At 36.5% G+C, this 21,499-nt stretch carries 17 protein-coding genes; 8 read left to right on the top strand and 9 right to left on the bottom strand.

Annotation, left to right across the window (positions count from 1 at the left end; genetic code table 11):
- Positions 1-17: 17 nt before the first annotated feature.
- Positions 18-842 (bottom strand): hypothetical protein, encoded by an 825-nt coding sequence (locus tag B154_RS0101165; protein ID WP_018611184.1) that lies wholly within the window; start codon positions 840-842, stop codon positions 18-20.
- Between the two features lie 115 nt (positions 843-957).
- Here B154_RS0101165 and B154_RS0101160 point away from each other — a divergent pair, with 115 nt between their 5' ends.
- The 3 genes from B154_RS0101160 to B154_RS27355 are packed head-to-tail and all read left to right on the top strand — an operon-like array spanning position 958 to position 6,601.
- The gene (locus tag B154_RS0101160; RefSeq protein WP_018611182.1) at positions 958-2,064 is read left to right on the top strand and encodes a DUF3667 domain-containing protein; all 1,107 of its coding nucleotides are present in this window, start codon (positions 958-960) and stop codon (positions 2,062-2,064) included.
- Positions 2,065-2,072: 8 nt separating this feature from the next.
- The gene (mazG, locus tag B154_RS0101155; RefSeq protein ID WP_018611180.1) at positions 2,073-2,837 is read left to right on the top strand and encodes a nucleoside triphosphate pyrophosphohydrolase; all 765 of its coding nucleotides are present in this window, start codon (positions 2,073-2,075) and stop codon (positions 2,835-2,837) included.
- A gap of 2 nt (positions 2,838-2,839) precedes the next feature.
- Positions 2,840-6,601: a sensor histidine kinase gene (locus B154_RS27355; RefSeq protein WP_018611179.1), complete on the top strand. Its 3,762-nt coding sequence runs from the start codon at positions 2,840-2,842 to the stop codon at positions 6,599-6,601.
- Between the two features lie 56 nt (positions 6,602-6,657).
- On the opposite strand, the gene B154_RS0101145 is transcribed toward B154_RS27355, so the two are convergent.
- From B154_RS0101145 to B154_RS0101120, 5 genes are all read right to left on the bottom strand, one after another.
- Positions 6,658-7,110, bottom strand: coding sequence for an Hsp20/alpha crystallin family protein (locus tag B154_RS0101145; protein ID WP_018611176.1), 453 nt, complete (start codon positions 7,108-7,110; stop codon positions 6,658-6,660).
- A 187-nt stretch (positions 7,111-7,297) separates the two neighbouring features.
- On the bottom strand, positions 7,298-8,623 hold the full coding sequence (locus B154_RS0101140; protein ID WP_033410903.1) for an MATE family efflux transporter: 1,326 nt from the start codon (positions 8,621-8,623) through the stop codon (positions 7,298-7,300).
- Positions 8,624-8,728: 105 nt separating this feature from the next.
- A complete protein-coding gene (locus B154_RS0101135) occupies positions 8,729-9,850 on the bottom strand; it encodes a glycosyltransferase (RefSeq protein ID WP_018611172.1) in 1,122 nt (373 codons plus the stop codon).
- Positions 9,851-9,909: 59 nt separating this feature from the next.
- Positions 9,910-11,034 (bottom strand): glycosyltransferase, encoded by a 1,125-nt coding sequence (locus B154_RS0101130; protein ID WP_245542530.1) that lies wholly within the window; start codon positions 11,032-11,034, stop codon positions 9,910-9,912.
- Between the two features lie 196 nt (positions 11,035-11,230).
- On the bottom strand, positions 11,231-11,686 hold the full coding sequence (locus tag B154_RS0101120) for a DoxX family protein (protein WP_018611168.1): 456 nt from the start codon (positions 11,684-11,686) through the stop codon (positions 11,231-11,233).
- Between the two features lie 303 nt (positions 11,687-11,989).
- Here B154_RS0101120 and rpsO point away from each other — a divergent pair, with 303 nt between their 5' ends.
- The 3 genes from rpsO to B154_RS32080 all read left to right on the top strand — a co-directional run bounded on the left by rpsO (position 11,990) and on the right by B154_RS32080 (position 14,965).
- Positions 11,990-12,259, top strand: coding sequence for a 30S ribosomal protein S15 (gene rpsO / locus B154_RS0101115; protein ID WP_018611166.1), 270 nt, complete (start codon positions 11,990-11,992; stop codon positions 12,257-12,259).
- Positions 12,260-12,428: 169 nt separating this feature from the next.
- Positions 12,429-14,594, top strand: coding sequence for a polyribonucleotide nucleotidyltransferase (pnp, locus tag B154_RS0101110; protein ID WP_018611164.1), 2,166 nt, complete (start codon positions 12,429-12,431; stop codon positions 14,592-14,594).
- A 194-nt stretch (positions 14,595-14,788) separates the two neighbouring features.
- Positions 14,789-14,965, top strand: a complete 177-nt coding sequence (locus tag B154_RS32080) for a hypothetical protein (RefSeq protein ID WP_018611162.1) — start codon at positions 14,789-14,791, stop codon at positions 14,963-14,965.
- A gap of 91 nt (positions 14,966-15,056) precedes the next feature.
- Here B154_RS32080 and B154_RS33755 read toward each other — a convergent pair whose 3' ends face one another.
- Genes B154_RS33755 through B154_RS32890 form a run of 3 tightly spaced genes read right to left on the bottom strand, consistent with a single transcriptional unit; the run spans position 15,057 to position 15,950 of the window.
- On the bottom strand, positions 15,057-15,212 hold the full coding sequence (locus tag B154_RS33755) for a chromate transporter (RefSeq protein WP_018611159.1): 156 nt from the start codon (positions 15,210-15,212) through the stop codon (positions 15,057-15,059).
- 6 nt (positions 15,213-15,218) lie between these two features.
- Positions 15,219-15,509, bottom strand: coding sequence for a hypothetical protein (locus B154_RS32895; RefSeq protein WP_051084263.1), 291 nt, complete (start codon positions 15,507-15,509; stop codon positions 15,219-15,221).
- Positions 15,510-15,527: 18 nt separating this feature from the next.
- On the bottom strand, positions 15,528-15,950 hold the full coding sequence (locus B154_RS32890) for a hemerythrin domain-containing protein (protein ID WP_051084262.1): 423 nt from the start codon (positions 15,948-15,950) through the stop codon (positions 15,528-15,530).
- A gap of 493 nt (positions 15,951-16,443) precedes the next feature.
- On the opposite strand from B154_RS32890, the gene B154_RS0101090 reads away from it, so the two are divergent.
- Complete coding sequence (locus B154_RS0101090) at positions 16,444-18,903, top strand: ABC transporter permease (RefSeq protein WP_018611157.1); 2,460 nt, start codon at positions 16,444-16,446, stop codon at positions 18,901-18,903.
- A 216-nt stretch (positions 18,904-19,119) separates the two neighbouring features.
- Positions 19,120-21,459 carry an ABC transporter permease gene (locus tag B154_RS0101085; protein WP_018611155.1) on the top strand — a complete coding sequence of 780 codons (2,340 nt, stop codon included), beginning with the start codon at positions 19,120-19,122 and terminating at the stop codon, positions 21,457-21,459.
- The last annotated feature ends 40 nt before the right edge of the window (positions 21,460-21,499 follow it).

Genomic DNA, 21,499 nt, shown 5'->3' with positions numbered 1-21,499 from the left:
AGACTCTCGCGTCATACTTACTGGTATTTGTATTCAATTCTGCCGAGCATTTCCTTCTGCTTATTAAAAACAATTTCCTTTTCCTTCATACCATTTTCGTTGTAAGTATATTTCCATACAAGATAATTTGCACTACCGCTTTGTGTTTGTGTCATTTGTGTTATCCGCCCTTTAGCGTCATACTCAAACATGTAATCGGGCAACATCGCTTTTGCTTTCCGGTTGAAGCGTACAATATCCGTTAATTGTTTTTTTGGATTATAGTAATAATAATATGTTTCAATTATCCTGTTATTTTTCGTCCATCTTTCTTCAGCCACATTATCATCATCGTAAACAAAAGTGATCAGAGTTGTATCTGAATGGTTTTTTATCTTTAACATCTTCTCCGGTAAGCCTTTTTCGTTGTAGCTCCATAAGTGGCGCTCTTCGCTTGTAAAGGTTCCATCAAAATCTTTACTTGTTGAACTTGTCGAAATCACTTTGCCGGTATTGTCATATTCGTATATAACCGAATTAATAGCGTTATTACTGCTATCTACCGTTTTATTTACTTTATTGTTTTGATAGTTGCTTATAAAATAAGATTCCATATTGCCGACAGACGCAGAATGGGTAATAATTTTACGGCCGTCATCGGTAATGATTTGCTCTAAAAGAAAATCTTTCGAAGGTTGCCCACCTTCAAAACTTGTTGCATTTACACGTTTATATTGAAATGCCCGAAGCATTTTATATTGCTGATTCGTTTGTTTCGTTCCAACAATATCTGAATAATAATACTGCGCTTCTGCTTTTATACATCCTACAATTATTAAGGCAGATAGAAATAAGTTTTTCATGAGTAACATTTGCAACTGTCAAAAGTAGTGGCAGATTTGTTAAGGAAAAAACATTGGTTGCAATGAAAACTTTGAAGTATACATTTGTGAGAATTTTTTATTCAAATTTTAACACGTGTCCCATTTTGTTGAAAGAAAAGAAAACAACTGTTTAAACTGCGGTGCTGTAGTGTATGGTAGATATTGCCATGTTTGCGGCCAGGAAAATGTAGAGCCAAAAGAAACATTCTGGCACCTCGTTACTCACTTTGTATATGATATAACCCATTTTGACGGAAAATTTTTCAGTACAGTAAAATATTTGCTTTTTAAGCCTGGATTTTTATCGCATGAATACATAATCGGAAGAAGGATGCGATATCTCAACCCTATAAAGATGTACGTGTTTGTCTCCGCTTTCTTCTTTCTCTTTTTCTTCTCAATTGTTAAACCTTCAGTTGAAAATAAAAAAGAAACAGAGCAATTAAATTATCAGGACGTAAGAGCTGAAATTGAGGAAAGGATTAAACAGTTAAAATCGGACATAAATGATAAAGATAATCCAGAGTCTGCAAGAAAAATAATGGAAAATCAGTTGCAATTATTTCAGGAGGATTTGAGATCCCTTGCAAAAGATACCACAAACCTTTCTGACCTCAATTACAATAAAGAAAAAGAGATAAATTCTGCTTTTAAAAAGTATAAAGATCTGGCAACCTACGACTCAGCACAAAAATCATTGCCTCTACAGGAACGGGACAACTGGCTAAAGAGAATGGTGGTAAGGAAAGCCTTACAGTTACAGTTAAAATATAAGGAAGACAATACCGAGCTTTTTAAAGCCCTGTTTGAGCGATTTCGTCACTCATTTCCTCAATTGTTTTTTGTATCTCTGCCAGTTTTTGCATTACTGCTTAAGCTGCTTTATATCAGGAAAAGGAATTTTTATTATGTAGATCATGTTATTTATTCGGTGCATTTGTATTGCGCCATGTTCATTTTGCTTTTTATTGTTCTTAGCATTTCTCAAATAGAGCACTTTCGTTACCTGCAATGGCTGCATTACTTTACAGTACCGCTTATCGTGTATATTATCTGGTATCAGTATAAATCTTTGAGAAATTTTTATGACCAGCGGCGTTCGAAAACCATTCTAAAATATCTACTCTTGCTAATAATGTCGTTGGTAGTAATGTCAGTGCTGTTTATTGCATTTTTAGTACTATCTGTCCTTAACTTATAAAAATTTTTATGTCTTTAGAAAAAAGTTTTACCAGGCTTGTATCTATAATGGATGATTTAAGGGAAAAGTGCCCGTGGGATAAAAAGCAGACAATTGAGACACTTAGGCCATTAACGATTGAAGAAACTTATGAGCTTACAGATGCGATTACTGACCATGACTGGCAAGGTATAAAGGAAGAACTTGGCGATATATTGCTTCATATTATTTTTTATGCAAAAATTGGAACCGAGCAAGAAAAATTTACGTTAGAAGAAGTGATGAATGGAATAAGCGAGAAATTGATAAGAAGGCATCCGCATATATATGGAGACGTAAAAGTGAACAATGATGAAGATGTTAAGAAAAACTGGGAGCAGATTAAAATGGAGGAAGGAAAAAAATCTGTATTGAGCGGTGTCCCAAAATCTTTGCCGGCTGTAGTAAAAGCGACCCGCATACAGGAAAAGGCGAAACAGGTAGGTTTTGAATGGGAAAATAAAGAAGATGTATGGAAGAAGGTAGAAGAGGAAATACAGGAATTACATGAAGCTGTAGCAGAAAATGATACAAAAAATATAGAAGAGGAATTTGGAGACGTGCTTTTCAGCCTTATAAATTATGCACGGTTTTTGCGAATCGATGCTGAAGGTGTTTTAGAAAAAACAAACAAAAAATTTATTTCCCGTTTTACATTAATGGAAGAAGAGGCATCGCGGCGTGAAACATCCCTGGCTGAAATGTCCCTTGCAGACATGGATGAAATGTGGAACGAAATAAAACGTAAAAGATAATAGTGATAAAGACCCTAAAAGTTGTTTTTTATAAAAATGGTTACCTGTTAATAGTAGCTGTTGTTCTGTACCTTATTTCTTTTATTTTTTCAAATTACTGGTTTTATGCATCTTCTCCCGTAAGGGTGCAAAAAGAGTTAGAAACGTTTCTACAAAATGGAGAACAGAAATTTGAGAGCTTTTCTGCAGATTCTGCTGTTCTTAACGCAATTATAATTAATAAAAGAGAGCCTCTACAAGCGCTGCAATATACAAGTGAAGATGTAGGTTTGTTTGCTTATACTGCCAATGATCAGGGCGACTTATCACTTTCCTTCTGGAATAATAATAAAGTTCTCCCCGAAAGCCGGGATCTTAAAAAATCGGATGGAAAGTATTTTTCCACCTATCCCAACGGAGAGTTTGAATTTATTAAAAAGACTTTTTACTTAAAAGATAAAAGTGTAGTAACAGTCGCTCTTATTCCTATTTACTGGAATTATTTTTTCAAAAACAATTACCTTCAATCTGGTTTTCCGGCAAATGAGAATATTGCAAAACGATATGAAATTGTTTCTTCTAATGCCCGTTTTTATATAAAAACCGATGATGGCAAACCTTTATTTGGTTTAAAAGAGAAAAAACGATTAGAGGATAAAAGCCCAGGCGACTGGTCGCTTGCCCTTCGCATTTTGGCTGTCATTTTTGTATTGATTTTTATAAATGTTGCTGCCCTTGATACCGTGCAGTCAAAAGGTTGGGTAAAAGGTTTGCTTGTCCTCATAGTTCCCGTTTTTCTAATTCGTGTGTTAAGTTATTACTTTCCGTTTCCCTTCGAATTTCGAAATCTTCCCTTATTTGATCCGGCGATTTATGCTTCAAATAAATTACATCCTTCATTAGGTGACCTTCTAATTAATGTTATCCTACTGTTCTGGATAATCAGTTTTGTAAAATATGTTGCAATAAATTCTTTTAAAAATATCCGCGATATTAAAGGTAAAAAGGGATGGTGGGTAACATCCATTTTATGTGTTTTTTTAATTGTTCTTTCTTTCACTTTTGCAGGTATAATAAGAAGTTTAATTATTGACTCTAAAATATCATTTGATGTAACAAATTTTTTTAGCCTGACCATTTACTCTCTACTAAGCTTTATTATATTATGTTTTATCATTCTCACATTTTTCCATATAAGTCATATTGTTGTATTGTTTATTTATAAATGCATTGATGTTCCAGATTATGGCAGGTATGTAATTATTGCAACGGCTGGCTTATTCTATTTAACGATAACCCTAAACAGTCCCTCGTCGTTAAGTAATGTAATAGTGCTTTTGTGGCTGCTGGTTTATATTTTTATAATCGAATTTAGAAAGGAAGATATTTTTGTTCCCATCCTGAGGTCTTCCTTTTTTTTGATATGGATTATATTCTTTGCAGTCAGCATTTCTGCTCTTATCATTTATCAGAATCGTTATGTAGAATTTACGCAGCGAAAACAGGCGGCAGAAAAGCTGGCTGTACAGTCCGACCCCTCTGCAGAAACGTTGATGAGCATAGGGATAACGAACATTAATAATGATTTTCTCTCGAAAAATTTTAACCGGTTTAAAAATGAAACAGCAAATAAGGCAATAAAGGACAGCCTTATTAATGAAAACTTTTCCGGATACCTCAATAAGTATGACACACGCTTATACACTTATGACAGGTTTTATCATCCATTGTTCAATGACGATTCTGTTTCGTTTGGTGCCGTAAGCAGCATTATTACAAATCGGAGTAAACCAACGACAAGCCCCGATTTGTATTATTATGAAAATGAGTATAATGAGTTTAGTTATTTGTATAAAAAGGAGATAAGGGGTGAGCGGGGAAATATACAAGGGTATTTTTTTGTAGTCGCTGAATTAAAAAAATATAAAAGCGAAGCATTATACCCGGAATTGTTTAAACAGGTTGAAAACGTGGAGACCGACCTGAATGTTAACTATGCTTACGCGGTGTATAATAAAGGTAAAATCATCAATAATTATGGGGATTACGACTTCAAATCACGAATTCCAAAGCAGGATTACCCGAAACAGGAGTTTCTTGAAAAAGTAATTAATGGCAAAAGCGTGCTTTGGTACAATGCGGGCAACAATAAACTTGTTATTATTGTAAGAAGCGGTTCGATTTTTTTTGAAGCTATTACTCTATTTGCCTATTTATTTGGATCTTTTCTTTTTATCGTTGTATTGTTTCAGGTAGGTCATTTATTGGTGCAGAACAAATTCAGGCTCAACCAGATTAAGAATAATCTGCGGTTCGATCTACGCGCGCAGATACAAAGCGCCATTATTTTTCTTAGTTTATTTTCCTTCCTTGTTATCGGCATATCAACAATTTCTTTTTATATCAGCCGGTTTAGACAGACCAATCGCGACAGGTTGGTAAAGGCAATAGAAATTATGGCCAATGAAGTACAAAATCAAATAGCAAATCATTCTATTTTCGACGATGTATTAAAAAATTCAGAAGCGAGTGAAAACAGCTGGTTAGAAACAACAATAAAAGAAATCTCAGAAATACATAGTTTAGATGCTAATTTTTATGATATAAATGGCAACTTAAAAGTTTCTACACAACCCTATTTATATAAAAAGCAGATACTAAGCCAGATGATGGAGCCGAAAGCTTTTTACAGGCTTCATTATAACAATAACATAGAGGTGATTCAAAATGAAAATGTTAGCCTTTTTTCTTTTTTAAGTATTTACATTCCTATAAAAGATGCATCTGGTGAATCTTATGCTTATCTTAATATTCCATACCTGAACACGCAGAAAGAGCTGAACCAGGAGATATCAAACTTTTTGGTTACTCTTATCAATCTAAATGCTTTCATATTTGTTATTGCCGGAGCCATTTCGGTATTGCTTACGAATCGCATAACCGGCTCATTTACCCTTATCGCCAGCAAAATGCGTGATATAAACCTCGGTAGGGCTAACGAGGAAATTGTATGGAATACCAATGATGAAATTGGCGCGTTGATAAAAGAGTACAATAAAATGGTAAAGAAGTTAGATGAAAGCGCGCAGGCCCTGGCAAAAAGCGAAAGGGAAGGAGCGTGGCGTGAAATGGCCAGACAGGTAGCGCACGAGATCAAAAACCCGCTTACGCCAATGAAGCTAAGCATACAATATCTGCAAAGGGCTATACAGGATAAAAATCCAAACGTAGAGGCAATGTCGCGCAAGGTGTCAGCCACCCTTGTTGAGCAAATAGACCAACTTGCTAAAATAGCTTCAGACTTTTCGCAATTTGCAAACATTGGCAATGTAAAAGTTGAAGTGTTTGACGTAAACGAGGTATTAGGATCGCTTATTAACTTATATAGTGCTAATACACGTTTACAAATTACCTACAATCGTTCTAACCAACCAGCCGTAATAAGTGCAGACAGAACGCAGATAAACCGCCTTTTTACTAATCTCTTTCAAAATGCAATCGAAGCATCAGATGGCCAACAAACAATTCCAATTATTGTAAGCCAGGAGATCAATGCGAATAAGTTGCTTATAAACATAACTGATAATGGGTGTGGAATACCGGTAGAAATGCAGGAAAAAATATTTACGCCCAACTTTACTACTAAAACATCGGGAACCGGCCTGGGTTTAGCAATGTGTAAAGGAATTGTAGAAAAGGCCAACGGCCGAATATGGTTTGAAACTATAGAAGGAAAAGGCACATCTTTTCATGTTTTACTTCCCCTTGTTGGATTACCGGAATGAGATAAATTCATTTAAAAAGGCCGCCAGGAATGACGGCCTTTTTAAATATGGAGCAATTATGAAATATTGATAAGGCGGGAAGGTTTTTGTTTAACTTCTTCCCGTTTTGGAATAGTCAGGTGAAGAACTCCATTTTCATATTTTGCTTGTATATTATCAGCATCTACAGCTTCTCTTGATAGTTGAAAACTGCGTTGGAAAGACTGATAACTGAATTCTCTTCTTGTATACCTGTCATCTTCTTTGTTCTCATTTTCCTGTTGAACCTCAGAACTAATAGTTAGCACGTTATTGTTAAGTTCAACCTTAAAATCTTCCTTTTTCATTCCGGGAGCAGCCATTTCAACTACAAAGCTATCCGGAGTTTCCTTCACATTTACAGCAGGAAGTGTAGTGCCTGTCATTGAATAATTTGAATTGCTCCAATCAAACAGATCTTTTGTAAGAAAATCATCAAAAATGCTTGGAAGACTATTAATTAAGCTTCCATTTCTTTTAGTGAGTGTCATAATTCCTCCTTTTTAAAATAGATGTTTAATTAAATTTTCAAAAGAAAGAAATCAACTAAAATACCATCTTTTATCTAACTGAATTTTTTTCATTATTTCTGATTAAATTTCAGTTTAGGTGAAAAAATGACAATTGATATTATGGCACATTACTTTTTGAAGGAGCTTGTAAATCTTCTGTTTAACCTTATATTACTATTTTACTTTTTTTCAGAAAACGGGTATTTAGCAAAATGGAAGAAGCAGTAAGTCCGGTCACAAAACCAAGCCATATACCTGATGCTCCCATTTTTAATTTAAACGATAGAAAATATCCAATTGGAATACCAATTAGCCAGTAAGCTATAGCAACAAAGGCAGTAGGAAGCTTTACATCTCTTATACCCCGTAACAAGCCAACACCTATAGATTGTGTAGCATCAGAAATTTGAAATAATGCGGCGAAAATGAGTAAAGAAGAAGAAACTGCCGCTACCTCTGCATTATTTGTAAATAACACAGGAAGCGTATTTCTAAACGTTACAAATAATATTCCGCACAGTAAGCCATAAATCAATCCTCCTGCTATAGTGCTTAGTCCAATATGTCTCATTAAATTTTTTTCGCCTCTGCCAAAAGCATTTGAAACCCTGATTGAGCCTGCCAATGCCAAACCTGAAGCAGCCATAAAAGTAGCGGTGGCAAGATTTAAAGCGATCTGGTGCGCAGCCTGTGAAGCTGCACCTAACCAGCCTATCATAACTCCTGACACAGAAAAAGCCGCTACTTCTAACCCGTATTGAACACTTGTTGGAACACCGATATGCAACAGTTCTTTACACGTTTTTCCGTTAATCTTCCATGCCCTTGTTCTTATTGAGATATACTTATAAAATAACTTATGCCGAAATACAATTACTATTAATGTTATGGCAATTATTGTTCGCGTAATTAGTGTTCCTAAACCTGCACCTGCCAGCTCAAGACGTGGAAAACCAAATCTTCCATAAATTAAAATCCAGTTTAAAAATGCATTAAGGGGTAATGAGATCAGGGACAATGTCATTGCTGTTTTTGTATATTCAAGACCATCGCAAAATTGTTTTACCGAGGCAAACATCAACATTGGTATCAGCGACCAGGCAATTAATTTAAAAAAGGGTACTGCGTACGTGGCTACTTTCTCATCCTGTCCTAAATGAAATAAAAGCGGATTGCACAAAACAAGTGTTGCAGAAATCATTATTGCTACGAGTGTAGTGAGTACGAAACCGTTGTACAAAACCACGGAAGCCTTAAAGATATCTTTTTGTCCGTTGGCAATTGCTGTCATCGGAGAAACTGCAATTGCCATTCCCATACCTAATATTTGTGGAATGGCAATAACATTTAACACAAGAGAAGAAGCTGCCAGCTGGTGATAATCAACTGCACCGATCATTGCGCTGTCTATCAGTCCCAAACCGACCTGTGAAACGTTACTGATAATAAGCGGTAAAGCTATTTTAAATGTTTTTGAAAATTCTTTAAACATGTGGAGCGCAAAAGTACTATTTCCCGCCAACCTACTCCCCCGGATGTAGAACTAAGATCGTTTTTCTAGAGTAAAAACTGCTATACTTATATAGCTTTCTGGCATCTATTCCCAAATCCATTCTACTATTTGCTTTGCGTTCTTTTCGTTATTAAACATGTTATCGAGAAGCTGGTGTCTTATGTTCAAATCATCTCGCGTGAAAGGTTGCCCGTACAATTGTTGAATTAATAATTTAAATGTATTTGCATCAGTAGCAATCTGGCAGGCTTTTTCAAGATTTGTTCCTTCAATAGTTTGCTCATTTACTATACAATGGCGGCCGTTGAATAAAGCATTAATAAGTTTTAATTTTATGCCGGTAGAATTGAACGATGGAATAATATTAATATGTGCCTTTGATATCAAATCCTGCATCTCCTTCTCGTTGGGATTTGCAATAAGACAAGTTGTATTCGTCTTATGAAACAATTTCGCGACGCGTTGCGTAGGATCTTTTCCAGCTATAACAAATGGTATCTGCAGGTAATTAAAAACATATTTCATTAGCCATATTGCCGCTTTCTCGTTTTCGGCTACACCTAGGTCACCATGATACAAACAAAAACTGCCTTTACCTTCACTGGTCCTGATCGTCCATGGTGGTAAGAACAGCGGCAAGAATTTAATTTTACCGCAACCTAGTTTTCTATATGTTTCAGCATCTTTTTCAGTCACACTCCAAAAAGTTCCCTTTGCAGCTATTTTTTTTTCGTACCTGTTTAAAATTTTACTCTCGAGGAAAAAGTATACCTTTTTAAAGACCGATGTTGTATTGCAATATAAGTGACGGTAATAAATGTGTTCAACATTATGGAGTCTTATAAAACACCTTCGCTGATTAAATCTTTTATCATTTAGCAAATAGGTGCAGTGTATACCTTCCATCAAAATGGGATAATCATCTTCTGTTAATTTCTGTAATAAAGTTTTATTACTTCTGCTACTCACTATGTATGGGTACCTGATCGATATCCCTTTAATCCCTGTCTTGCGTTTATAATAATGGACACTCTCACAATATTTGTTAAGCTCAGGCTGCTCGCCCCGGCCGTATTCAAAACAATGTAAATGAATTTTTACACCCTGTTGCTGCAGTGCAGGAAGTTTATAAAAAAGATCGAAAACACCACCATAATCAACAGGATAAGGAACGTTTAAACAAATTATGTGAAGATGCTTATCCAAAGGGTTTTTGTCTGTTTTCAGATTTTACTTAGTGAAATGTTTCGTTACCAATAATATTTTCATTTTAATTTATCACCTGGTGGAAGTCTGCCATTATTGAAAATCTTTTTATAAAAAGCTATTATAATTTTTTCTTCTGACTGCCAGTTTAATTCTTCCCTTGCCTTGAGGCAATTTTGTTGTAGTGTGTTATAATAAACATCATTAACAAGCAGATTGTTTAAAGCAGATGATATAGTTTCAGCGTTTGTATTGTCGATAAGGCATGCAACACGATATTTATCATTAATAGCTTTATATTCAGGATAACTTACGCAGACCTGGGGAACGCCAGCCATTATGTAATCAAAAAAACGATTTGCAAGCGAATGATACTGATTGAGACCTTTATCTTCAAAAAGCATAACGGCGGCAAAAGCAGTGGGTGTTATTTTTCTCAATTCTTCGGGAACAACTAGTCCTTTCAATTCCACTTTATCTTCAACTTTATATTTGATAATAAGATTTGCAACCTCGTCAAAAAAATTACCATGTCCGTAGATTTTCAGTGATGCATTTACCTTTTTCATTGCCGGGATAAGGGTTTCGAAACTTCGCCCTTCGTTTACTGCTCCCTGGTAAATAATAAAAGGACTTTTTTTATCGGGATGAGGTTGATAATGGCTACGGTTAGGTAAGTTTCTTACTACCGCATAATTGACTCCATATCTTCGTTTAAATTCAGTTGCTATAAAATCATTAACCGTATAACCATTTATAAATCTCGGGACAGCAAACTTCTCCACCTGCAGCCAGAACTTATGAATACTACGGCGCGTTACAATTTCCTTTTGCTCAGTAAAAAGTTCATGAGCATCATATACCCTTTTTTTTCTTTTAATAACAGACGCAAAATAGTTGGGTAAAATAGTATCGAGGTCAATAGCACAGTAACAATCAGAAGAAATATATAGCAAGTAAAAAAGCAAACGGAGATTGTATTCAACATACATCAATTTCCCTTTTTTGAAAAAACATGGTAATCGTTTTTGTTTATAAGACTGTATTACTAAAGGGTGCGAGGAGGATAATTTTCTTCCGATCAGCAAAACATGATAACCGGCATTGGCCAAAGTGTTGCAGATGCGGTGCATTCTTTGGTCGTACGTAATGTCGTTAATAACCGTAAAGGTTAGATTTTTCAAATGAAAGGGTTGTCGACAAATATAGCAGGGTGTAAGGCTATAAACAAACTATTAAAAGATTCCTTATCATGTAAGAAATGCTTTTATAATTGTGAATTGTTTTGAATGGAAATTAATTAATATTAGCATTATAGGGCCTTAATTGATGAATATTAAGGGCTCAGTTTATACGAAAAGTTGTTATGTTTGATATCTATTATACTACATGTTTATTTGCTTTTTCTTCCGGTTCATCAAAACTAACTGCCAGTTTACCATTTCCTGCAATTAAAAAATATATCAGCAAAAGCAATACTACAATGGTAATTAGCAATTGAGAGTAAGGTCTTAGCATATCCTGAGACCAATTCACCATAATCAGTGCTCCAAGTAATATTGGTATTTGTATAATGCATGCAAAGCGGGTAAGAACTCCCATGGCCAGAAAAATTCCGCCGAGTATGTGCGCAAATACAATATAATGACCTAACATGACAATTGTAAAAGAACCGAATGAAAGATGGTTTGCTAAAAGGCCATTTATGACCCCCATATTACGAAGAAAATCAATGCCTTTGTAACATAAGAAAGCACCCAAACCTATCCGTACTATATCTACCCACTTAGGATGATGGGTATCACCCCAGTGCTCAAAACTTTGCAGGTAATTCATAAGGTGAGTTTTTATTGTTGTAAAAAAAGAACTTATGCTAATTTACTACTATTTATTTGCTTTTTCCATTTTTTGATTTTTAAAATTTTTCATAACAAAAAACAGGAAAAAACAGCAATAATTATTAATATAAATGGATAAAACATAGATTTTTATTTAAAAAATAATGTAAATGCTGTGCATACCTTAAATAATTCAAAATTTGTTTTTTATAATTTCGGCTTTTTATAATATTATCCTACTTTTGCAGCCGATAAAAAGAAAATAAAAAAAATTGGTGTCTATTTAATTAAACAACTTGAGATGTCGTTAACAACTGAAAAAAAAGCGAGTATTTTTACTGAATTCGCTGGGAGAGCAGAAAATACAGGTTCTATTGAAGGTCAGATAGCATTATTAACAGAACGAATTGGCCAGATTTCTAAGCACTTACAGGAAAACAAAAAAGATTTTTCTACCCATCGCGGTCTAATGCAATTGGTTGGTAAGCGCAAAAGCTTACTTATCTATTTACAAAGGCATAATCTGCAGGGCTACCGCGCCTTAATCGAAAAGTTAGGCTTAAGAAAATAATTTTTTTCTATATGATATTCGCTATTCCCAACTGTTAAATTATTCAGTTGGGAATAGTTTTTTGTGTTTGTTCCTTCTTGCTGCAAACATTTTAATTTATAAAATCGGGAAGTGAGATGCTTTTTTCTCCTCTTGCATCTTTTTCCCGTCTTAAAACATTGTAATCTATATGTTATCTCAACCTATTAATGTGAATTTCGATATTGGCGCCGGCCGTGCAGTCAGTATTGAGACCGGAAAACTAGCCCGCCAGGCTGATGGGGCAGTTACTGTACGACAGGGAAATTGCATTTTATTAGCTACTGTTGTAGCAAACCACGAACCTCGTGAAGGACAAGATTTTTTTCCGCTTTCTGTAGACTACCAGGAAAAATTTGCCTCTGCCGGTCGCATTCCCGGGTCTTTTTTTAAACGGGAAGCCAGGTTAAACGATTATGAAATATTGACAAGTCGTCTGATAGACAGAGCCCTACGTCCATTGTTTCCTGAAGACTATTTTTGTGAAGTGCAGGTATTAATAAGCCTGATTTCGAGTGATGTTGAAGTAATGCCTGATTCTCTCGCATGCCTTGCTGCTTCTGCCGCACTTGCAGTTTCTGACATTCCTATTAAAGAAATTATAAGCGAGGTAAGAATTGCTCGCATTAATGGCGAAATAGTTATAAACCCTACACGATCTCAATTAGAAAAAGCTGATTACGAATTTATTATAGCTGCTACAGAGAAGAACCTGATGATGGTAGAAGGTGAAGCAAAAGAATGTTCTGAAGCGGAATTGGTAAATGTGTTACAAATTGCTCATGATGCTATTAAAGTACAAATTAAGGCACAACAGGAATTAAGGGAAAAGGTAGGTGTGCAAGGCAAAAGAGAGTACCCTAAGCCCGAGCAAAATGAAGAAATCAGGCAAAAAGTATATGCTTTTGCTAAGGAAAGAGTAGGAATTATAGCGAGAAGCGGATCGGGAAAGCATGCAAGAAGTGAAGCTTTTGGTATTATAAAAGACGAATTAATTGCAAGTTTGGGTGAAGAAGCGACTGATGTAGATAAGAAACTTGCAAAGAAATATTACGCCGACCTTCAGTGGGAAGAGGTAAGAAACATGATGCTTGATGATAGGATCCGGTTAGATGGCCGAGGATTAGAAGATGTTCGTCCGTTAGCTATGGAGGTAGATCCGTTACCGACACCGCATGGTTCTGCATTATTTACAAGAGGTGAAACGCAATCTCTGACAACCGTTACGTTCGGAACTAAATTAGACGAACTACTAATTGAAAGTGCAGCAAAATCTGAGTATAGCAATTTCATTCTCCATTATAATTTTCCTCCTTTTTCTACCGGTGAGGTAAAAATGATGAGAGGTCCGGGACGAAGAGAAGTTGGTCACGGAAATCTTGCAATGCGTAGTTTAAAACAAATGATGCCGGGCAATGATTATCCTTATACCGTACGTGTGGTAAGTGATATCCTCGAGAGTAATGGTTCCTCATCTATGGCTACTGTCTGTGCCGGTTCGCTTGCTCTTATGGACGCTGGTGTACCTATTGGCAAACATGTAGGCGGTGTTGCTATGGGATTAATCACCCGCGAAGATGGCAAATATGCAATTCTTACAGATATCCTTGGCGATGAAGATCATTTAGGAGACATGGACTTTAAAGTTACCGGTACGCGGGATGGAATTTGTGGAGTGCAGATGGACATTAAAGTAGATGGCCTTAGCATGGAAGTTATGACTGAGGCTTTGGAGCAGGCACGTAGGGGACGTCTGCATATTCTTGATGCAATGTATGAATGTATGCCAGAAGCTCGTGGGGAGGTGAAACCACATGCTCCGAGAATGGAAAAACTGTTTATTGATAAAGAATTTATTGGTGCAGTTATCGGGCCACAAGGTAAAGTTATACAGGAAATTCAACGCGAAACAGGCACAACTATCAATCTGGAAGAGGTTGGAAATGTTGGTGAGGTAAGCATATTCTCACCTGTAAAAGAAGGTTTAGATAAAGCCGTTTCGTGGATTAAGGGAATTGTAGCCGTTCCACAAGTGGGTGATGTATACGAAGCGACTGTAAAAGGTATAAAAGAATTTGGTGCGTTTGTAGAATTCATGCCTGGAAAGCAAGGTTTATTACACATTAGTGAAATAAGCTGGAAGCGTTTGGAAAGCATGGAAGGTGTACTGAATGAAGGTGACGTAATTAAAGTTAAACTGATAGGTTTAGATCCTAAAACCGGGAAATTTAAACTGAGCCGTAAAGCCCTTATGCCAAAGCCTGAATTTACTCCACGACCTGAACAGACAAGAAACAGTTCTGATAACAGAAGTTAAACTTTTTCGATTATATAATGACAAAAGCCTGTTTCTAAAACAGGCTTTTGTCATTATCGGCCTGCTGCTCCAACAATCATTATTGACACTTATTAACACGTGTTATTAAGTAATCATTTGTATTGATAAATGCGGTTCTAATTTTGTTTTAATGTAATAACAACCATAATTGTCGAATACATTAAAAATGAGATATGCCGCAACCAGAAAGAATTGAAATAGAAGAGGTAGTTATTGAGCAAATCAGGTTAAAACTTACTGAAAGAGATTGCCCAAGATGCGATGCTGTATTGGTTCATAACGATTATGAACTTTGCTATGAGTGTCTCAATTGCGGATACATCGACTGTGGTGACGGGGAAGAAGATTAATAGGTAGAGAAATACTTATAAGAATTTATTAGCTATCAATCTAAATGTGTCGCCTGGTCAATTCCAATAATTGCGGACAGGATAAGGTTTATTACCCCACTAAAGCCACGAAATGTTCTTCGCTCATCCATGCTATTTTTCTTACCACTTCTTCTTCCAAAAGAGCCATTTGAACGGTCGGACCACCAAATCCAGTAACACCTAACTTAGATAGTAGCTTCGCAACTTGGGAAGTGTTTCTATTCAACCCGTTCTAAATTTTAGGTGTGAATTGTGCCAAATCGTAAATGCCCAAAGACTTCTCAATATCGGCTACCTTATTCACCATTGTTTCAAAGCCATCCTCACCAAACAATTTGTGTTCATTGTTTTCAAATTCCTCTCCCAGGCTGTCGTACTCATTCTTTGATACAATTTTTCTGAACGCTGGAAAAAGTACCGTATCTTCTCTTGCTTCATGTGGAGGGATACATGGTGTTGAATGAAGTAAGTAGCTGTAGAAGCTTTTGATTTTCAGCTTCTGTAGCTGTTTGTGATTTGGCAAGCTGCATAATCTGGTCTGTCAACCTTCTGCCTGCCCGGTGTTGTTGTAAAAGCACATCGACCAAATCTGTAGTCGATTTGCTTTTTGAAAACGTGGAAACAAATATTGCTCTTCCTGTTTTTCATGGTAGTCTTCAACAAACGTTCTGATAATGTTAGCCGCATTACTTATGGTTTCCTTTGGAAACGCCGTTTTGCTTTCAAGCCGTGTTCTGCACGTATCATAAATCAACAATATTCGGTTGAGTAGGCCATGCTCCTGCATTAAATCTTCTAGCGGCGATACTTTCTGTCCTTCCCCTTCTTTTTCTTCTTTGTCTTTACACCCTGACAATAGGCTCATGCCTGCAACACCTGAAAGCGTTACAACCAAACCTTTCTTTACAAAATCTCTTCGGTTAGAGTGTAAAGCTTCATCGAATTGATTTGTTTCCTGTTTCATTGTAAATAGTTTAAGTGTATGAAAGCGTTTGTCAATTGACTAATGCCGGTGGCCGATACAAATTGCACCAGGGTGTTATTTAATTATACAGCCTTCAAACAAAAAAATCAAACCGACTGCAAGGCGACATTGATGTGTAGGAATGTTACTCGTTTTCAATATTCTGCTCATCAATTTTGTAATTTGTTTGAAACATAGGTGAAAAACAAATTTACAAATTCAAACTTACTAAACACTTTGTCGCACACCGAAGCACGCCCATCGAATTGAGGTTGGATGTTCAAATGGCAACTACAGTCACGTTTTAATGGATCCTAAATTATACCGTTGGTGAAAATTTATTGCACAGAGACTTAGCCCTGTAATAAATACGAACATTACTGTATCAAAAACGTACACGTCAATTGCATGTAGGATTTATTAATAAGTTGATAACCAGAAATTTATGAAGTCGGTATTCCTTTGGTGGCTTTAAGTTAAATACAAGTTATTTATGTTCCGAAATTATTTCAAAACTGCATTTAGAAGTTTGCTCCGTAACAGGAATTATGCTATTATCAATATTGCGGGATTAGCTGTTGGTATTGCCGTTTGTATGATGATCTTCATCATTATACAATTTCAAACAAGCTTCGATGACTTTCACCCAAAGAAAGGTCAAATCTTTCGTGTGTTAACTGAGTCTCATCATGCAGATGCCGGAAATATCACTTACGCCAAAAACGTTCCTTTCGCTATGCCTGAGGGATTGAAAACTGCTTTTCCTCAGCTTGAACAAGTGGCCCCCGTTTATGCAAGCCACAATGATGAGTTACAGGTATTGGATGATAACGGTACTCCTGTAAAGAATTTCAAAGAGCCTGCCGGTGTGTTCTATACATCACCATCATTCTTTAAAATGTTCAATTTTCCGTTGCTTGCAGGTTCATACGAGTCTTTAAAAGATCCGGGCAACGTGTTGCTTACAAAAGAGATCGCAGAAACCTATTTCGGCGATTGGAAAACAGCAATGGGTAAAACCATTAAACTAACAGGATATTACAGCATGGGCGCAGGATTGTTCCAGTTCCCCCCAACAGCGCTGAAAGTTTCAGGAATTCTTGCAACAATACCCGCAAATACAGATTTTCAGCTAAAATTGGTGATCGCATATGGAACAGATTTTACCGGCGATGCTCAATTTGGTTTTCAACAACCGGGGTGGGATGGATCAGCACCTGATTTTGGTTGTTATGTTTTGTTGCCATCAAATATTTCTGTTGACAATATCAATCAACAATTCAGCGCATTCGCCCGAAAGGTGCTACCTCCGGATAATAAGGATAGCTATGCTATACAACCATTAAGTGCTATACATTATGACGCACAAACCGGAAATTACAGCAACAAAACAGTCACTCACGAACTGGTTAACGTATTGTGGCTGATTGCAGCATTCATATTGTTGATTGCCTGTGTAAACTTTATCAACCTGTCTACTGCGCAGGCTGTTAATCGCGCAAAGGAAGTTGGTGTAAGAAAAGTTTTAGGAAGTAATAAGGTTCAATTACAACTCCAGTTTATCGTCGAAACATTATTGATAGTAACCATTGCTGTAATACTTGCTGCAGGTATTACACTTCTTACATTGCCTTATGTCAACAAACTTTTAGAACTTTCGCTATCATTCAAAATACTAACCACTCCTGCAGTTATTTTATTTCTTTTAAGTGTAATAATTGTTGTAACCGCACTTGCCGGTTTTTATCCTTCGATTGTTTTATCGCGTTTCAATCCTATTGATGCGTTAAAAAGTAAACTCGCAGTAAATGCAGCAAAGGGAATTTCATTAAGAAGAGGATTGGTGGTGTTTCAATTCATCATAGCACAGGCACTTATTATCGGAACACTCGTCATTATACAGCAGATGAATTATTTTATGAATCAGCCATTAGGCTTCGATAAAGATGCCATTGTAAATCTTCCTTATCGCCCGGATAGTACCGGCGGAAAGCTGACAGATTATTTAAAGCAGCAGCTATTGTCGAATGGTGTGCTGGCGGTGAGCTTCAATTCTAACTCGCCGATGGAAGATAATAATAATATGTTCACTACATTCAGGTTTGATCATGCAATAAAGGATGCCGATTTCCAGGCTATCAGCAAATTCGCGGACAATGACTATGTGCCGACTTACAAATTACAATTGGTAGCCGGAAGAAACCTCGAACCTTCCGGTCCTACAAAGGAATTTTTGGTAAATGAATCGATGGTAAAAAGTTTAGGACTTAAAAAACCGGAAGATATATTGAACAAAGAAATAAGCATAATGGGTGGCGTAATAAAATGTCCTGTCGTCGGCGTATTGAAAGATTTTAATGACAGGTCTTTACGCCAGGAGCTTGCACCATTGCTTATAGCCACAAACGCTACCATGTACCGGCAGGCTTCCATAAAACTTCCAACCGCAAACATGGCTTCCACCATGCAATCGATCAAGAAAATATGGGAGCAAACATTTCCAAATAATGCGTATGAATACAGGTTTTTGGACGATAAGATTGAAAGTTTTTACAAACAGGAAAACCAGTTGTCGCAGTTGTATAAAATTTTTGCAGCGATTGCGATATTCCTCAGCTGCCTCGGCTTGTATGGTTTAGCCTCCTTCATGGCTGCACAAAGAATTAAAGAAGTAGGTATCCGTAAAGTGCTGGGTGCAACTGCAGGCAACATTGTTTATTTGTTTTCAAAAGAATTTATCATACTCATTGCAATTGCTTTTACCATTGCAACACCCATTGCATGGTATTACATGAACCAATGGCTGCAGGATTATGCCTATCGCATCGACATCAGTTGGTGGATATTTCTTGTCAGCGGAATTGCTGCGATAGTTATCGCACTTGCAACCATAAGCTTCCAGGCATTAAAAGCAGCAGTGGCAAATCCGGTAAAAAGTTTGAGAGCGGAATAATAACGTGAATGGTGAATCGTCAATGATGCACAGATAAATCAAACAGCGGAAATCGGGGGATTTTTGTTGCAGCCGGATTAACGGCAATATGCATTGCAAGTCATGTAAACCATTTCGGACGAAGTAAAAATGGGAATGTTTAATAAAACTTAAAACCTATCACTTAAATCGTACATCGTGTTTCAAAATTATATTAAAACAGCATGGCGCAATTTGATGAAGAATAAAGTTTTTTCTTTCATCAATATTCTTGGATTGACCATTGGCATAACAGTGTGCATGATGATATTTCTATTTATCGTCAATGAATTTAGTGTTGACAGATTTCATAAGAATGGCGACCACATTTATCGTGTATTGCGTGGCTTTGAGAATGAAGGAAAGCAAGGCTCTGTATCTTACCTTTCGGGGCTCTATGCGCCTGCCCTGCTTAATGATTTCAAAGGTGAAATAATAAAAGCAGTTCGTGTAATTCCAAACGATAATTTAGTAACGATTGGTAACACATCTTTTCATGAAAAAAAAGTATATGATGTCGACTCAGATTTTTTCAGCATGTTTTCTTTTCCATTAATTAAAGGCAATGCTGCAAAAGTTTTAAAAGACCCTAACAGCGTTGTACTAACAGAAACAACCGCAAAAAAATATTTTGGAACTGTTGATAAAGCTCTGGGTAAAGTGATTGAGCTTGATAATAACCTGCCACTAAAAGTAACGGGCATTGCTAAAGATATTCCTTCTAATTCCCATCTCTATTTCGATCTGGTTGTTCCGATTGAAAACTATAAGAGCAATGGCACTATGACCGCGTGGATTAACAACGGTATGTACACGTATGTATTGCTAAATCCACAAGTAACACGACAACAAGTTGAAAGGAGATTGCCTCAATTTCTTGAAAAATATTTAGGCGGTGATATGAAGAAGTATGGCTTTCACTTTACACTTTCACTTACGCCGTTAAAAGATGTTTATTTCGATAACGTCACCTTTGATGATGCAAGGCATGGTGATAAAGTGGTCGTGTATATTTTTCTTTCTATCGCTGTACTAATACTCTTAATCGCCTGCATCAACTTTATGAACCTATCGACTATTCGTGCAGTTGACCGGTCAAAAGAAGTTGGCTTACGCAAGGTGCTGGGCGCATTGCGTAATAGTCTTGTGTGGCAGTTTATTGGCGAATCTATTTTATTAACAGCTATTTCATGTTTGCTTTCTATTGGCCTTTTGTTTTTGACTATCCCCCTGTATGACCGGTTGCTTGGCTATTCTTTAACTGTTTCGTGGAATGCTGCACCGATTTATCTATTTCTTACGGGTGTAGTAATTGTTGTTGGTTTTTTGGCAGGCAGTTATCCTGCTTTTTTTCTCTCAGCGTTTTCACCTATACAGGCGCTTAAAGGCAAGTTAAAACTTGGCAAAGGAGGCACTGCTTTCAGGCAGGCATTAGTTATCGTGCAGTTCAGCATCTCAGTATTTCTTATCGTCGGCACAATCATCATTACCAAACAGATGAGTTATGTAAAAAACAAGCAGCTTGGTTATAATAAAGAACAAACGGTAGTGGTGCGCATTGACAACAATGATATTTATAACAATATGAATGTTTTTAAAACTGATTTGCAAAATCAGGATAATGTTAAATCAGTTTCAATGATGTCAGGAGAACCAGGTGGTTTTTTTGATTCTCATATGTTTGATGTAGAGGGTCATAATGAGAAATGGAATGCACGAACGGAATTTGCAGATTTTGAATTTGTGAAAACACTAGGTTTGAAAATTATCGCAGGCAGAGATTTTTCAGCGCAATTTCCTACAGATACAACAGATGCAGTTTTATTAAATAAAACTGCCGCATCAAAATTAGGATGGGAACCAGAACAAGCCATTGGCAAATGGATACACAATACTGTGCGTGACAGTGCAAAACGTAGAATAATTGGAGTGGTGGATGATTTCAATTTTTTATCGTTGAAAGAAAATATGGATGCATTGGTTATCTCTCCTGCAAAAGACAGAAGAGTGGCTTTGGTGAAATTTAAACCCGGCAATATACAGGCAGATGTAGCATTGGTAGAAAAAGCATATAAAGCTGTTGCACCTGCTTACCCTTTTGAATACAGCTTTTTAGACAATCAGTTCAATGATCTCTATAAAAAAGACTTGCGCCAGCAAACTATTTTAACAGTCTTTGCAACGTTAGCAATATTTGTGGCTTGCCTTGGCTTATTCGGACTTGCATCATTTACGGCAACCAAACGCGTTAAAGAAATCGGAGTAAGAAAAGTATTAGGTTCATCTGTACAAAACATTGTTGTCTTGCTTTCAAAAGATCTATTAAAGCCTGTTATAATCGCTACATGCATTGCCTTGCCTATTGCCTATTGGACGATGACCAAATGGTTGCAAAACTTTGCTTATAAAATAACAATTAGCTGGTGGATTTTTGCTTTAGCTGCATTAATAACATTCAGCATTGCCCTTATAACGGTAAGTATCAAAGCGGTTAAAGCAGCCGTCGCAAACCCTGTGAAAAGTTTGAGAACCGAGTAGTGTGGTGAGTTGTGAATTATAAATTATTAATGATGAAGAC

It is taken from the genome of Segetibacter koreensis DSM 18137, assembly GCF_000374045.1.
Classification (GTDB): domain Bacteria; phylum Bacteroidota; class Bacteroidia; order Chitinophagales; family Chitinophagaceae; genus Segetibacter; species Segetibacter koreensis.
The sequence above is the reverse complement of the archived record's forward strand: the minus strand, read 5'-3'. Positions and strand labels throughout refer to the sequence as shown.

Bases quoted from the DNA above. Each gene is read 5' to 3' on its own strand.
- mazG (WP_018611180.1), top strand. From the start codon at position 2,073: ATGTCTTTAGAAAAAAGTTTTACCAGGCTTGTATCTATAATGGATGAT.
- B154_RS32080 (WP_018611162.1), top strand. From the start codon at position 14,789: ATGCCGCAACCAGAAAGAATTGAAATAGAAGAGGTAGTTATTGAGCAA.
- B154_RS0101140 (WP_033410903.1), bottom strand. From the start codon at position 8,623: ATGTTTAAAGAATTTTCAAAAACATTTAAAATAGCTTTACCGCTTATT.
- B154_RS0101145 (WP_018611176.1), bottom strand. From the start codon at position 7,110: ATGACACTCACTAAAAGAAATGGAAGCTTAATTAATAGTCTTCCAAGC.
- B154_RS0101085 (WP_018611155.1), top strand. From the start codon at position 19,120: ATGAAGAATAAAGTTTTTTCTTTCATCAATATTCTTGGATTGACCATT.
- B154_RS0101120 (WP_018611168.1), bottom strand. From the start codon at position 11,686: ATGAATTACCTGCAAAGTTTTGAGCACTGGGGTGATACCCATCATCCT.
- B154_RS0101165 (WP_018611184.1), bottom strand. From the start codon at position 842: ATGAAAAACTTATTTCTATCTGCCTTAATAATTGTAGGATGTATAAAA.
- B154_RS32890 (WP_051084262.1), bottom strand. From the start codon at position 15,950: ATGAAACAGGAAACAAATCAATTCGATGAAGCTTTACACTCTAACCGA.
- pnp (WP_018611164.1), top strand. From the start codon at position 12,429: ATGTTATCTCAACCTATTAATGTGAATTTCGATATTGGCGCCGGCCGT.
- B154_RS0101090 (WP_018611157.1), top strand. From the start codon at position 16,444: ATGTTCCGAAATTATTTCAAAACTGCATTTAGAAGTTTGCTCCGTAAC.
- rpsO (WP_018611166.1), top strand. From the start codon at position 11,990: ATGTCGTTAACAACTGAAAAAAAAGCGAGTATTTTTACTGAATTCGCT.